This is a genomic window from Pedobacter sp. SYP-B3415, assembly GCF_004138205.1.
In the GTDB taxonomy this organism is placed as follows: Bacteria; Bacteroidota; Bacteroidia; order Sphingobacteriales; family Sphingobacteriaceae; genus Pedobacter.
The window spans coordinates 25,545-40,720 of record NZ_RXNQ01000037.1; the positions used below are offsets into that span (position 1 = coordinate 25,545).

Sequence of the window (15,176 nt, forward strand, 5' to 3'; positions counted from 1 at the left end):
GTTGGCGGGATCAGTAACGTTCAAGCTCTTCTTTGACCTGCTTCATGAGCCACATGGGTGTAGATGTGGCGCCACAGATCCCTACCTTATCATTTTCCCTGAACCATCCTTTATCAATCTCTTCAACCGTAGAAACAAAATAAGATTCGGGGTTATATTTCTTACAAACATCATACAGCACCTTTCCGTTTGAAGATTTTTTACCGGACACAAAAACGATCTTATTAAAACCCTGGACAAAGGCTTCAAGCTCCTCATAGCGGTTAGACACCTGACGGCAGATCGTATCATTCGCCTTTACTTCATAACCTCTGCCAAGGAGCTGTTCTTTGATTTTGTAGAACTTCTCGGTGCTTTTTGTGGTCTGACTGTAAAGCGTAAATTTTTGCGGAAGTTCCCGGTCATCAAGTTCGGCCAGGTCCTGGAAAACGATCGCTTTTCCATCAGTTTGTCCCTGCAATCCGATTACCTCAGCATGGCCGTGTTTTCCAAAGATCAGAATGGATTCATCCTCATCGTGAGAATTTTTTATGCGGTTCTGCAGCTTAAGCACCACGGGGCAGGATGCATCAATCAGTGTCAAATTATTTGCCAGGGCAAGCTCGTATGTAGAGGGCGCTTCACCATGGGCACGGATCAATACTTTTTCATTGCGTAATTCCTGAAGATCATCATGGTTGATGATAATCAAACCCTTTTGCTTCAGGCGCAGCACCTCTTCGTCATTGTGAACAATATCGCCGAGGCAATAGAGATAGCCTTCGGCATCCAGAATATCTTCAGCCATTTCGATCGCGTAAACGACGCCGAAACAAAACCCGGAAGATTTATCGATAGAAACTGAAAGGTTATAACTCATCACCGCAAAAATACACAATTTATCTTACGCAATCGCAAAGTGCAGCGTTGCAAAAAAGAGCAGCTGTGCCACAAACATAACCGGGCCGACATACTTTTGTTGCTTTAAATCCGTAGCATAACAGAATTTAAGCAGAATGAGCGACACGACAAACCAGGCCACATAGTTCTGCAGCGGAATGGTATGCCAGTCCCAGTGCCAGAAATCGAGTGCCATGGCTACCGGTTCCAGGAAAAAATCAAAGCCGGTAAGCAACAGTGCGCCGAGCACTGAGGCAACGATACTGTTTCTTACGCCGATGCTTTTTACCAGCTGGGCAACGCTGAATATCAGGATAACCCAGTTAACACCCATAAGCAGCGGAACTGTGAATACTTTAACACCGAGCGTGTCGCCATAATAGTAATTCCCGAAGATTTTGCCGGTGTATACGCCCAGTACCTCGACCAGGAAACCGCTTACCAGCACGCCGCTTACAAACAGCATGAGCCGTTTAAACGAGCCCTGATAGGAAAATAAGATTACCCCAAACATCAGCAGCAGGTGAAACGGGACCAGTTGTAAGAAATAAGGTCTGAGCGGCTCATAGATAAAACCGATGAGGCCTACCAGGTGAAAAATGATAATTACGGCAACAGCGATTTTTTTTGCTTTCAGATCGACCGGATCGTGCGTCCCTTCCATGTACTTGTTTTAAACAGGTGTTTTTTTATTGATAAGATGGCAATGAATAAGAATGCGCACATCTGCAGGGGATGCAGCAAAAGATTATAAAGCACCTTTTGTCCGGACAAGTACGCAATCATCATTCTTGAAAAAATGATCAAAACCGCGGGCAAGATAAGCAAACGAATATCAAATTCAATTGCCATCAGCACCGGACCGGCAATGACCAATGCCAGATACAACAGCAGGATGAAGATGTTGTTTCCGAAGCCGGCAAGTAAATTTTTGCTGAAACCATCTGCCGAGGAGGAAAAATCCCCGTACATCCGGCAATGCACAAAACCGTTTGCAAGGAGGGCCTCTGCCTGGTAACCATTTGTCTTTACGAGTTTCATGATCTCGATGTCTTCTACAACTTTTGAACGTACCTGTTCGTGCCATTGTTGCTTCCGGTAAACGGCGGCATCAAAGAACATACACTGACCGCTGGCCGCAGAAAAGGCCGGATTGCGGCTCAACCTGACCAAACGCAGTGGCAACAGGTTTAAAAGCAGAAAATGCATCAGCGGCACGGCGCAGTACTCGCCCAAGCTGCGCATGATCTGGTTGGTAAAAAGACTGATGAGCGTCAGGTTATATGTTTTCAGGCGGAACAACAAATTGTTGATCAATCCGGAAGATACCCGGTCATCGGCATCAAGAAAAAGAAAGGCGCTTCCCGAAGCTTTCTCCGCCAGCTGGAAGCAGGCAAAGTTTTTCCCCAGCCAGCCATCAGGCAGCGATTGGCCTCTAAGTACATGGAACCGGTTGTCGGCCTGTGCAAAGGCTTCGCAAACCGCGTATGTGTCGTCTGATGAGTCGTCGTCAAGAACGATCACTTCGTAATTTTCATAATCCTGGTCAAGAATTGACTGCAACAGGATACCGATGCGACCGGCCTCATTACGGGCCGGGATCAGGATAGAAACGGGGTCGTCATAGTGCCGCCCGTAACGTCCAAGCTTTGGATTAGACACAAAGTTGAATACGGTTACACTAAAACGCAACACCAGGAAGACAAGTACCGCATAGAGAAATATGATCATACTGCTTTACGGGTTTGCTCTTCCACGGCATGTTGATAATGTTTATTGTATGCATTTTTCAACAATTGCAGACTCACGTATTGTTCGGGAATCCACTCCTGCAGGTACGTGCGTACCGAAGCCTTTTTGTGTTCCCAGTAATCGGTTAATGTCGCGGCAAACAGGATACGAAACCGGCGCTCGCCAGCCTGCAGGATCTGCATGACGCCTTTCTCGAACTGAACACTGCCAATATGGTTTGAATAGATCTTGCCTTGCGGAAACAGCAGCACCAGGTTGCCCGGCTGTTCAAGCAGCCCGCCGGCAAAACTTAAGGTATCAACAATATCTTTTCCCCTGCGGCTTACCGCGAAGCCGCCCAGGTATTTTAGAAAAAAGACCGATCTGTAATTCTCGCCGGTAATCAGCACATGAAATTTTCTGTGAAAGACTTTTTTGTTCAGATGAAAAAGCAGAAATCCGTCCCACCAGCTGAAATGGTTGGCAAGCATCAGTATGGATTGTGTCCCGCCTGCCTCGATATCACTATAGGTATAGGAAGCAAAGTTTCTTTTAATCAGGAAAGAGATGTACCAGGAAAAGAATCCGGATACCAGTTTGTTTTGCCTGGGTTCAAACATCAGCGGTAAGTTGTGAATTTTCTGCTGAAACGCAAAATCGGGAAAGTAAAAAAGTCCGCGGCAGTTGCCGCGGACTTTTGATATTATTTAGCTGTCCAGCTATTGTTTTCTTCATTTGCATCGGGTAAAACCTTGTCAGGGTCGAGCACTACAGAAACCAGCTCTTCTGAGCTTGGATAACGGATGGTCCATTTTGTATTGCGCATCCAAACGTCTGCCGCTACTTTAATACGATCTGTTTTTCCGCTTTTGGTTTTAACCTGCAGAATAATCGGCATTGGCAACTTATCAAGATTGGTCACAGTGATGTTAATCTGCTTTACTGCTCCGTTTTCTTTCACCGCAGCAACATCAGTTACAGCCTGGTCCATCTTCCAGTTTTCAATAAACCAGCCGCGCCAGAACCATGAAAGTTCCTCTCCCGCACCATTATCCATTGCACGGAAAAAGTCAAACGGGGTTGGGTGCTTATATGCCCAGTGTTTAATATATTGTCTGAATGCATAATCAAAACGATCAGGCCCGAGTATTTGGTCGCGAAGCAACTTGAGCCCCATGCCTGGTTTGAAATACAGGTTTACACCGATATTTCTTTCAGCCATGCCATCCGGAATCAGCATCATCTTGTCGCCATTCGGATTTCCGATCAGACGGGCACCTACCACATGCATATTCATCGGGCGTTCCTTGTACTCGCCATTATTGAAGGCATCTGAAGAAAGGCCGTTGATGAAGGTGTTAAAGCCTTCGTCCATCCAGCCGTATTTACGTTCGTTTGAACCAACGATCATGGGGAACCATGTATGGCCGAATTCATGGTCAATCACACCCCATACACTCTGTCCCTTTGCTTTCCAGCTGCAGAAAACGATGCCCGGATACTCCATGCCACCGATAGCAGCACCTACGTTCACAGCCATTGCATATGGATATTCGTACCACATTTTTGAGTAATGCTCAATTGAAGCTTTCACATATTCTACACCACGACCGTAGGCATCCTGTCCGTTACTTTCAACCGGATGTGCCGAGACGGCAAGCGATTTATTACCACTTGGCAGGTTGATGCGCGCTGCATCAAGAACAAACGCCTTTGAGGAAGCCCAGGCAGCATCACGTGCGTTATTGATCCGGAATTTCCAGGTAAGTTTTTCTTTAGAAGGGCGTGAAGCGGGGTCTGTAACTTCGGCTTCAGTACGCACGTGCACAGTCTTGTCGCTTTGTTTTGCTTCTTCCCATCGCTTCAATTGTGCGGCGGTGAAAACTTCTTTGGGATTTAGCAACTCGCCACCGCCCATCACAATATGGCTGGCCGGAGCTGTAATTTCGAAGTTGATATCGCCATACTCGGTATAAAACTCTCCTGCGCCCCAGTATGGAAGGGTGTTCCAGCCAAGAACGTCGTCATAAACCGACATACGCGGAAACCATTGCGCCACGGCATAAACCTCACCATTTTTTGTGGTCACATGGCTAAGGCGGTCTGAACCTTCTTTCGGAATTACAAACGAATAATCCATTTTGATGGTAAGCACATCACCTTCGGCCTGCATAGGCTCATCCAGGCGGATCTGCATCCGTGTATCTTCAATTATCCGGTTGAACTTAAGCGCTTTACCTTTTCTTAAGACGGTCAGATTGCTGATTTTATAACCTCCGTCAAACTTTTCTCCCTGGGCGCCATACCGGCTTTTTGCCGGAATGATGGCATTACCGCGCGAAGAGTCTGCGAACAGGTTTTGGTCCAGCTGCAGCCAGAGAAACGGCAATTTATCCGGACTGTTATTCTTATAGGTAATCGTCATACTGGCCGTAACGAGATTTTTCGCCTCGTTCAGCTCAGCCCGGATTTGATAGTCTACCCTGTTTTGCCAGTATTTCGGACCAGGGTATCCGCTTGCTGAACGGTATTCATTGCCGTTCTGCGTATAAAACAGCGGACTGAACGCATCCTGGTAGCTGTATCCTTTTTGTGGGGTTTCCTGGGCACCGGCTGAAACCGCAAGCGCCAGCAACATGCCCAGAGATCCGAAGATCCTTGCAAGTTTTTCATTCATAATGGTCAGTTAATTGATACTGGTCGCAAATTTAGCCGATTTGCGCGGAGCTCAAAGTTTACCGGCAAGAATGTTACTAAAAAGGCTTAGTTGGCGTCAAGCTTTGGCAGCGATCGTTGTTTGCGCTGTTCAGGGCTGAGTTTTACCCACTGATTGTAGGAGTCTACGATATAAGCATTGTAATCAAACTTTTCGTTACCTGACACGTCTTCGGGGCGCGGCTTGTAGTAGGAAATAAAGTCTTTCAGCTCCTGCCCTTTCAGTGTGTTAATGAGGTTCGCAACGGTTTGTTCGTTGAAATTATAATTAATCTCATCGTAAAGTCGTGACCGCCGGTCAAGTTCAGCTTCTTTTTTCTGCGCACGACGGTATTTCCCGTAACCCAGATTCAGGTTCAGACCACCCACCTTTCCATTATTTGCCTTGCGGTTCAGATTACCGCCGGTACCGAAACGTCTGAATTCTTCAGCCTCCGGATCCGGACCGCCAATGCCTTTGGCCACCCGGGCACCTTTAATTTCTACATCACGAAGGCTGGTAGCCTGTTCGGTGAGGTAAATAAACTTAGGCAGAAGGTTCGGCAGATAAACTGTATCGGTACGATAGCCCGCCAGTTTGATCTGAAGCAAATCGCCGGTGTTGGCCGCCAGGGTGAACCGGCCGCTTTTGTCGCTTTGCGCGGTGCGCTGGCTTTTGATGTTCGTAATGATTGCACCTTCAAGCGGAATCGATCTCCGCTGCTGATCATATACCCCCCCGGTTACAACAGTCTGGGCAGCTGCCAGGAGCGGCATTAATAGGATTCCGGTGATCAATAACTTACGCATCATAACGCAATATTAACATAGTTATCGCTGGCTTGGTTTGCATTTAACAGAATTTAACAAGACACTAACGCAAAACCGGGGTGTAGCTGTCTTCACTGAAACCGATCAGCACCGGCTTACCGTTCTGTTCGACAACCGGGCGTTTGATGGCGCTGGTGTTGTTCATCAGCATCTTCGCAGCCGATGTCTCATCCTTTACGGCGGCCTGTTCTTCTGCACTGAGTTTTTTCCAGGTCAGGCCCTTTTTATTCAGGACCTGCTCCCAGCCGAATGCCTCAAACCACTGTTTCAATTTATCTTCGGTTATACCCGATTTTTTAAAATCGTGGAAGGCATACTCAATCCCCGATTCCTGAAGCCAGGCTCTGGCGTTTTTAACCGTGTTGCAATTGGGAATACCGTATACTGTAAGCATATGTTTATTCAGATTTTTTTTTGCGCCAAATTACCTATTTAAGGGCAACATAAGCATCCCGGAAATGTAAAAAACCGCACCGGTACGCAACTGAGAAAAGCACGGCTCCAATTTGCCAAAGTTTTTATACGTTCGGGCTAGTTCTGGCTGTTTCCAGACTTGACGTCATCATTCTGGATACCCCTGCGGTTTTTCCGTATGCCCTGTTTCAAGGCGCCGAACCGCCAGGTCAGATCTACTCCGAACTGCCGATAGTAGTTCTGTGTAAAACTGTTCTGGTTGAAGTTGGCGCCGGAGGTGATATTTCTGATCTCGCGGAACTTCTGGAAAGGATTAATGGCTGCCGCAGCAAACATGAGTTTGTTCTTGATAATGTCTTTGCTGACAAAAAAGATTGAATTATGAAGCTGGTTCGATCGCCCCTGCAGTGTAAGATTCGGGCTGTTATAGTCGTATTCAACGCCTGCGCGGGTACCTTTTCCAAGATTAACATTCAGGTTACCATAGGCATGGCCCTGCAGGCCGTCATTCTGATAAAGACGTCCGTCGCTGGCACCGCTAAACCAGACATAATACAGATTTCCCCCGAAATTGAAGTCGATAGACTTGGCCAACGGGTAACGGATATGCAGGTTAGCCCCCAGACGGCGGTCCTGCCCTATATTCTGATAGCTGGAAAAGGTTACCTGTTGTATCTCATCATACCAGCTTAACCTTTGCACGGTGCGGTTGGCAAATGCATAACTGAGGTTGACGTTTATAGACCCTTTCTTGTATCTGCTGTAGCCAAGCTCAAAATTGTTGCTCAGCACCGGCCTGAGACCGGGGTTGCCGAACGAGATAAAGTTAGGGTTTGAACTATCTACAAAAGGATTCAATTCCCAGATACCCGGCCGCTCAATACGCTGCGTATAGCCAAAATTCAGCGTGCTCTGATCTTTCAGTTTGCGGGCTACAGACACCGATGGAATGACGTTAAAAAAAGTTTTGCTCAGCTCCTGTTCCTGAGATACAAAATCGGCGTCAATCGAGGTCAGTTCAGCCCTTACACCCGCCTTGAAGCCCCAGTTACCAAGGTTGTACTGGTAAGAATTGTAAACGCCGTACACATTCTGCGTATTCAGAAAATTGTTGGTACGCTGCGGGTCTTCCACATAATCCTGCGCAGCAGTATTGAAAGAAGCAAAACCGTAGGTACTTTTATTGTCGCGTATCACGGCCTTTCCACCAGCTTCGATATTAAAATTTTTGCTAACCGGATGAACGTAATCTGCCTGGATGGTTTGCTCAAGCAAAAATCCGCGGTTGTTTTGCCGGTAGTTTGCCGCATCATAGTTCACCCGTTCGGATATAAAAATATCGTTGTTCTGCAGGTTACCTGAACGCATAAACTGGTAGGAGAAAGTAAATAGCTGTTCTTTGTTCCGCTTAAAGCCGAGTTGGTAGTTGAGTCCGCCATCCATGCCGTCCCAGCCGTTGCGACCTGTGTTCAGTAAGTCGAAGCCCTGCTGAAGGCTGCTTTCCGTATTGTATAAACGCGACTGCTGCAGATCGGTGGTTCTGCGCCGGTTGTTGTAAAATGCGAATGATGCCGTGAGCAGGTTCAGGCTATCGGCTTCAAAACTGATCTGTGTTGAACCATAGTAATTCATACCTTTAGAGACATTGTTGCCTGACTGAAAGAGACTCCCCGCCTGTGCGCCTGAGCTGACCCGGTTGCTGGAAGACACTACCGCAGGCTGATTACGGTTTGCTACACCGGCATCAAACATAAAGCCCCATTTACCCGTTTTGATCGTGGTGTTTCCCGACCCGCGCAATCCCTGGGAGGGGTCTATGTACCGCAGGCCCAGCCGGCCATTGTAACCCTCGTCTACTTTTTTATTGGTAATGATATTGATCAGGCCCGCAAGCCCTTCGCTGTCATATTTTGCGGGCGGCGTTGTAATGACTTCAATTTTCTGAATGCTTGAAGCCGGCATTGCCTTTAAAATATCCTGCGGGTTCCTGGCGATCATACCCGATGCGCGCCCGTTGATCAGGATTTTAAAATTGCCGCTGCCTTTAAGTTTGATGTTGTCCATCCCATCGATGGTGATCAACGGTACCTTTCGCATCACTTCGAGCACACTGCGCACCTTGCTGTCGGGATCTGCCTGAACATCATAAGTGATCCGGTCAATATCCTGTTTAACGAGTGGTTTGCTGCCTGTTACAGCAACTTCTTTAAGGCTATGGCTTGAGGCGAGCAGGGCAATCGTGCCCAGATCGCGATCACTCGCTTCCGGCTCTATCCTGATCTGGACTTCGCGGGGCGCATAACCTATTCTTGTGAAAATAAGTTTGTAAAGTGCAGGAGCAAGTGTTTTTAACAGGAACACACCGTTTGCATCTGAATTGACCGTTGATACGGTGTTTTTTTCCTTGCGTATGGAAATATTTACGCCGCCAACCGGCTTGTGATCGGCAGAGTCAACAAGCCGACCGCGGATTGATGCCGTTTTCTGTGCACGCGCAGCGGCATAACTTAATATGATGATCAGGCAGCATAAAAAGTATTTTTTCGAGTTCATTTTCTTAATTTTTGTAGGATTTACTGATGCAAGATTAGCCTGGTGCAACGACATACATAGAAAATGTGCTGAATGCAGTACTAAATGTGCTGAAGCCCGTAAAAACTGGTTTTGATTTAAGAACACTTGTTTACCTGAAGCCAAAAATTGCTCTGTTCAGGCCGTTCGCACTGAAATGACCAGCACGAAGCCGGGCGGCTTTCAGATTCATCACATTTTTATCGATGTTTATCACATTTTTGAAATATGGTGCCACGTGCTGCCTAACATTGCATCAGATTTTTATCAGACATGAAAGTAAAAGACATCAATAAAGTTGAATTTTGGGTTGCTACGGCCTTATACGCTATGGCTGTGTTTTTCCTGGTTTCGCAGGCGGGCAGCGATTCACCCAACCTTCCCTGGCGAGACTGGTATGAGTTTAAAGAAGCAGGAATCAGGTTCTCGCATTTTTCGAACTTCTTTATCCCCGAGCTTTTCAGATACTCCCTGCTCTACTTCGTATTTCTGCTGCTGCATTTCTGTGTGCTACCCGCACTTGTAAAACGCGAAAATATTGCACTCAACGGGGTGCTGCTTGCTGTTACCTATGTCATAACGGGCATCATACTCGGTATAACAGGCACATACAGCAAGGCATATCTGCTGGTTCGGTATGCTGATATTCAAACCGGCTATAACCATATATTTTTCCAGGCATTTACTTATGCGACCTGGATGATCATTATTATCGTGATCTATTTTACACTGAAACAGCTGATCATTCATTTCCGGGCGGGCAATCAGCCGCCATTTGGTAAGGACAACCGGATGATGCTGGAGATTCTTTTCGGCGCCGCCTTCTGGTTTATCGGTTTGCTTTTCTGGATCGTGAGCGGTGCACCGCTTGAGATTATTGTCAGCTGGACATTGATTGTATTCGCTACGATAGGTGTAGTTATCTATTCTCTTTATTACCTGATTCCTGAACTCGCAGGCAAAATGATGAAGTTCAGGGCGTATTTCGGTCGGATATTCCTGCTTGCAGTTGCTTTAACTATTCCACTGGGCCTTCTTGCCACACTCTTTGGCAACAACAGGCAGATTATCCTGGTTGTGATCTGCTTTAATTTACCCGTGCAGTTGTTTATCAGTGCGCCGTTCTCATGGTATGTGTACAGACGCCGAAACGCGAACCTGGCAGAAATTTCTTCGCTGAAGAGTGAGCTTGGCAAATCAGACGCGAGCCTGAGTTTCCTGAAATCACAAATCAATCCACACTTCCTGTTTAATGCGCTGAATACGCTTTATGGAACGGCGCTGCAGGAAAATGCTGAACGCACCGGCGAAGGCATTCAAAAACTTGGTGATATGATGCGGTTTATGCTGCAGGAAAACATGCAGGACAAAATTTCGCTAACGCGGGAGATAGACTATCTGCTGAACTATATTGATCTACAAAAACTGCGTACATCTGCGTCGGCACAGGTGCAGATTATCGAGCAGATCCAGGACCAGCCGGGTGCCCTGCAAATCACTCCAATGCTCCTGATTCCCTTTGTAGAAAATGCGTTTAAGCATGGCATCAGCCTTCAACAGCCCTCGCATATCCGTATTTCGCTTCAGACAAAAGAAAACAGGTTATTTTTTGATGTACATAACAGCATTCATCTGAAAGCAGACAATGACCCTGAAAAATTAAAGAGTGGCATCGGCCTGCAGAACGTAAAGAAACGCCTGGCGCTGATGTATCCGAACCGGCATGAACTGATTGTCAGGGAAAGCGCCAAAGAGTTTTTTATTCACCTTACCCTCGAGCTTTAATGACTGCACCAGTAAAAGCCTTATCTTCACCTTATAAATAAAAACAACGACCAGGAGAATGATTGCAATCGCCATTGACGATGAGCCTATCGCGCTCGATATCATAAAGTCTCATGCCGGAAAAGTGCCTTTCATTGAGTTAAAGGCCACGTTTACCAATGCATTTGAGGCCATGGCCTACCTGCAGAAAAATCCGGTCGATCTGCTCTTTCTCGACATCAAAATGCCAGACATCAGCGGCATCGATTTCCTGAGCACGCTGGCCAATCCGCCGATGGTGGTTTTCACTACGGCATACACAGAACATGCTGTAAAAAGTTTTGAGCTTGATGCCATCGATTACCTGCTCAAGCCATTTGCCTTATCCCGGTTTCTCAAAGCCTGCAACAAAGCGCAGCAGCTTCTTGACCTGCGCCAAAACGCCTCGGCACCAAAAACAGATCAGTCTGTTTTTATCAAAGATGGTTATGAACAGGTACGTGTTCAACTTGATGACATCCTGTACATTGAAGCCGGCGGCAACTACACGCAGGTGCATTTGCAGAGCGGCAAGCGTATCAGTACAAGGCTCCCCATCCAGGAAATGCTGCTGATGCTGCCACAGAATGACTTTATCCGTACACACCGCGCCTTTATCGTTTCAAAAAGCAAAATCAGCAGGTATGACCGCTATCAGGTGTGGATCGGAGAAACAACGATACCGATCAGCGCGGGTTTTGCCAAATCTTTTCCTTTTTAATACGGCAATTTCTTTTTTCTGGCTTACAGCTTATCTTTACCGGCTAACCAGCAATTGCGCGCGCGTATGTTCAATCTTACCTTCAGGCAACAGGTGCTGACCGGTTTTGCCGTTTCCCTGCTTTTCGTATTGTTTTCAGCTGTCACTTCATACCGCAGCGTTAAATCGCTCGATGAGGAAATGAACTGGGTAGCACATACCTATGATGTGATTGCAAACGTACAGCGCATTGAGCGTAATATGCTTAACGCCGAAACCGGCCTGCGCGGTTATGTGATTACCCAGAGAAACAAATACCTGGATCCCTACAGGACAAGCGCAGACAGCATTTTGCCTGAGATCGCTATGCTGAAAAACCTCCTGAAAGATAATCCGCTGCAGCTGAGAAAAACTGATTCGCTCGAACGTTTTGTGAAGCTGAAACTTGCCGACATGGCGGGGATCTTGTCTGCCAACATGCAGTCGGGCGAGCTGGACGCCAGAAACCTTATTTTGACTGATAAGGGTAAAATCTATAAAGACAGCATCCTGTTTATCAGTCAGCACCTGATTAAACAGGAGCGAAACCTGCTGGCCCAGCGCAAAACCGCCATGAAAGACGGCCAAAACCGGACAATCTTTATTGTAACAGGCAGTGCCCTGATCATTTTCTTACTCATTCTGTACCTGTTCTCGTTTATACAGCGTACGTTTGCCCAGCAAAAGGAAACCGAAACGCAGATCAGACATACAAATGATGAGCTGATCGCGATCTCGGCTGAAAACGAGCACAAAAACTGGCTGCTTACAGGCGCATCGAACGTAAACCAGGCGATGCGTGGCGTTCAGGAACTGGAAAAACTTTCCGAACGTATTATCCAGGTTATTTGTAAAAATGTCGGTGCGGTTATAGGCGGCATATATACCACCGGGCACAATCGTAAAAGCCTGCTTCTCTCAGGTGCATTCGCATTTGAAAAAAAGCAGTCGTATCAGAAACCGATCGTTCCGGGCGAGGGGCTGGTGGGACTGGTGGCTACAGAACAACAAGCGCGCATGATCAGTCAGTTGCCGGCCGACTATATCAAAGTGTCTTCCGGCCTGGGTAACGCAAGTCCGACATACCTCTACCTTACACCCGTCGTATTCAAAGATGAAACGATCGCCGTGATCGAGCTTGGTTTTCTGCACAGGCCGGAAGAACGCCGGCTGGCACTACTTGAAAACGTAATAGAGGGTATCGGCATTGCCATAAACAGCGCAAATGAGCGGCAGCTTTTACAGGACCTGTTTGACCAGACGCAGCAACAGGCAGAAGAATTAGAGAGCCAGCAGGAAGAGCTTCGTACCACCAATGAAGAGCTGATGCATAAAACCGAGATGCTTCAGGCGTCTGAAGAAGAGCTTCGCGTGCAGCAGGAAGAACTTAGTCAGACAAATGCCGAACTCGAAGAGAAAGCTCAACTTCTTGAAGAGCAAAATCATCTGGTAAACGAGGCAAAAGATGCCGTTTCTGCCAAGGCAGCAGAACTGGAAGTAACCGGTAAATACAAATCTGAGTTTCTGGCAAACATGAGCCATGAACTGCGTACGCCGTTAAACAGTATCCTCATTCTTGCACGAATTCTGCGGGAGAACAAAACTGCCAACTTAACGCCCGAACAGATTAAGTACGCCGGTGTCATTCACAATGCGGGCAACGATCTGCTCGTACTGATCAACGATATACTGGACCTGTCTAAGATCGAGTCTGGCAAACTGGATCTGTTGATTGAGCAGTTGCATCCCGAAGAAATAAAGACCAACCTGGAGCTGCTTTTTGATGAGGTTGCCAAGAACAAAAAGATTGACTTTTCTATAGAACTGGCTGCAGACCTGCCAGACCGGATCGTTTCCGACAAAACACGTCTGGAGCAGATTATAAAAAATCTTCTGTCGAATGCATTTAAGTTTACCCCCGAGCAAGGCAAAATTACCGTCTCGATAGCGCCTGCTGATCAAAACACTATTTACCATCATCCTGAAACAAGCTCCAACGGCGCCGATATGGTTGCCATTGCTGTACGCGATAGTGGCATTGGCATTCCTGAAGACAAACAGCAACTTATCTTCGAGGCCTTTAAACAGGCAGATGGTTCCACGAACCGGAAGTATGGCGGTACGGGTCTCGGCCTGTCGATCAGCCGCGAGCTGTCCCGGCTGCTTGGTGGTGAGATCCAGGTAAGCAGTGAACCAGGCCGGGGCAGTACATTTACACTCTTTATTCCTGCAAAACTTGCCGAAGTAACAGAAGCAGAAGAAAACAACAGCCAGACACCGGTACGCAAACCGGAAATCAATGCTGAGCGTTTTCCATCCGCCGAAGGCGAAGGCAAGCGCATCCTGATTGTTGAGGACGATGCCGGCTTTGCTAATATCCTGGCAGACTATGCCAGGGAAAAAGGTTTTGAACCCCTGGTAGCACATAGTGGTGATACGGGCCTGGAAATGGCAAAAAAAGAACTTCCCGATGCCATCATCCTCGATATTATGCTTCCGGTGATGAGCGGGTGGACGATTATAAAGAAATTGAAAGCCGATCCCGCTACAAAACATATTCCGGTCCATATGATGTCTGCAGGCGAAGGGAACAGCACAAAAGCCCGGCATGAAGGCGCCATCAGCTTTTTGCAAAAACCGCTTAAACTGCAGGATCTGGATCACCTCTTCAGCGAGATGGGTGCAGGCGCAGCGGATGTTTTACTGAACGTTCTTTTAATTGAAGATCAGGAAACACAGAGCAACGCATTGCGCGACCAGTTGCTGGCAAAAAATATCAGTGTGGCCCAGGCTTACACCGGCAGGCAGGCCTTGCAGTTAACCGAAGAGCAGGATTTCGACTGCATCATTCTGGATCTGCGGCTGCCGGATACCGACGGCTTTACACTGCTCGACACCTTAAAAAGCCGCGAGAAACTGAAAGATGTACCAGTAGTCATTAATACGGCAAAAGAACTTGACAGAGAGGAGATTGACCGGATACAGCGTCATACGCGCTCTATGGTGCTCAAAACGAGCAAATCAAACGACCGTCTTCTGGACGAAGTAAGCCTGTTCATAAACAAACTGAAGAGCGAGGAATCAAAATCCCGGCCTGCGACACCAAAACCGGTTAAAAGCGTATCTACGGTCGAAAAGGTACTGAAAGGAAAAAATATTCTGATTACGGATGACGATATGCGTAACATCTTTGCCCTGTCGAGCGCGCTCCAGGAATACGAGATGAATATCATCATTGCGAACAACGGCCGGGAAGCGCTGCAGAAGCTTGAAGATCATCCCGAGACAGACATTGTGCTCATGGACATCATGATGCCGGAAATGGATGGTTATGAAGCAATGCAGAAGATACGGGCACAGTCAAAATTCAGTAAACTGCCAATTATTGCACTTACTGCCAAAGCGATGAAAAACGACAGGGAAAAATGTATCGAGGCCGGAGCGAGCGATTATATTTCAAAACCCGTCGAAATGGATAAACTTCTTTCCATGATGCGCGTTTGGTTAAGTTAAA

11 protein-coding genes are annotated in these 15,176 nt (G+C 47.2%); 3 read left to right on the top strand and 8 right to left on the bottom strand.

Annotated elements, in window-relative coordinates; translation table 11 throughout:
* Positions 1-10 precede the first annotated feature (10 nt).
* The 8 genes from EJV45_RS18530 to EJV45_RS18565 all read right to left on the bottom strand — a co-directional run bounded on the left by EJV45_RS18530 (position 11) and on the right by EJV45_RS18565 (position 9,102).
* The gene (locus EJV45_RS18530) at positions 11-859 is read right to left on the bottom strand and encodes a 4-hydroxy-3-methylbut-2-enyl diphosphate reductase (RefSeq protein WP_129718130.1); all 849 of its coding nucleotides are present in this window, start codon (positions 857-859) and stop codon (positions 11-13) included.
* A 24-nt stretch (positions 860-883) separates the two neighbouring features.
* On the bottom strand, positions 884-1,543 hold the full coding sequence (locus EJV45_RS18535) for a carotenoid biosynthesis protein (protein WP_129718131.1): 660 nt from the start codon (positions 1,541-1,543) through the stop codon (positions 884-886).
* Positions 1,513-2,610, bottom strand: a complete 1,098-nt coding sequence (locus EJV45_RS18540) for a glycosyltransferase family 2 protein (RefSeq protein WP_129718132.1) — start codon at positions 2,608-2,610, stop codon at positions 1,513-1,515. The genes EJV45_RS18535 and EJV45_RS18540 overlap by 31 nt, the downstream gene beginning before the upstream one ends.
* Positions 2,607-3,230: a 1-acyl-sn-glycerol-3-phosphate acyltransferase gene (locus EJV45_RS18545; protein ID WP_129718133.1), complete on the bottom strand. Its 624-nt coding sequence runs from the start codon at positions 3,228-3,230 to the stop codon at positions 2,607-2,609. Before EJV45_RS18545 ends, EJV45_RS18540 begins: the two co-directional genes overlap by 4 nt.
* An 83-nt stretch (positions 3,231-3,313) precedes the next feature.
* Positions 3,314-5,287 carry a M1 family metallopeptidase gene (locus EJV45_RS18550; protein WP_129718134.1) on the bottom strand — a complete coding sequence of 658 codons (1,974 nt, stop codon included), beginning with the start codon at positions 5,285-5,287 and terminating at the stop codon, positions 3,314-3,316.
* Positions 5,288-5,373: 86 nt separating this feature from the next.
* Positions 5,374-6,117, bottom strand: coding sequence for a hypothetical protein (locus EJV45_RS18555; protein WP_129718135.1), 744 nt, complete (start codon positions 6,115-6,117; stop codon positions 5,374-5,376).
* A gap of 61 nt (positions 6,118-6,178) precedes the next feature.
* Entirely contained in the window at positions 6,179-6,529 is a 351-nt protein-coding gene (locus tag EJV45_RS18560) for an ArsC family reductase (RefSeq protein ID WP_205942429.1), read from the bottom strand.
* Positions 6,530-6,666: 137 nt separating this feature from the next.
* A complete protein-coding gene (locus tag EJV45_RS18565; RefSeq protein WP_165305106.1) occupies positions 6,667-9,102 on the bottom strand; it encodes an outer membrane beta-barrel family protein in 2,436 nt (811 codons plus the stop codon).
* Positions 9,103-9,393: 291 nt separating this feature from the next.
* Between EJV45_RS18565 and EJV45_RS18570 the strand changes: the two genes are divergently transcribed.
* From EJV45_RS18570 to EJV45_RS18580, 3 genes are all read left to right on the top strand, one after another.
* Positions 9,394-10,905, top strand: coding sequence for a sensor histidine kinase (locus EJV45_RS18570; protein WP_129718138.1), 1,512 nt, complete (start codon positions 9,394-9,396; stop codon positions 10,903-10,905).
* A gap of 58 nt (positions 10,906-10,963) precedes the next feature.
* On the top strand, positions 10,964-11,644 hold the full coding sequence (locus EJV45_RS18575; RefSeq protein ID WP_129718139.1) for a LytTR family DNA-binding domain-containing protein: 681 nt from the start codon (positions 10,964-10,966) through the stop codon (positions 11,642-11,644).
* Between the two features lie 66 nt (positions 11,645-11,710).
* Positions 11,711-15,175 carry a response regulator gene (locus EJV45_RS18580; RefSeq protein WP_129718140.1) on the top strand — a complete coding sequence of 1,155 codons (3,465 nt, stop codon included), beginning with the start codon at positions 11,711-11,713 and terminating at the stop codon, positions 15,173-15,175.
* The last annotated feature ends 1 nt before the right edge of the window (position 15,176 follow it).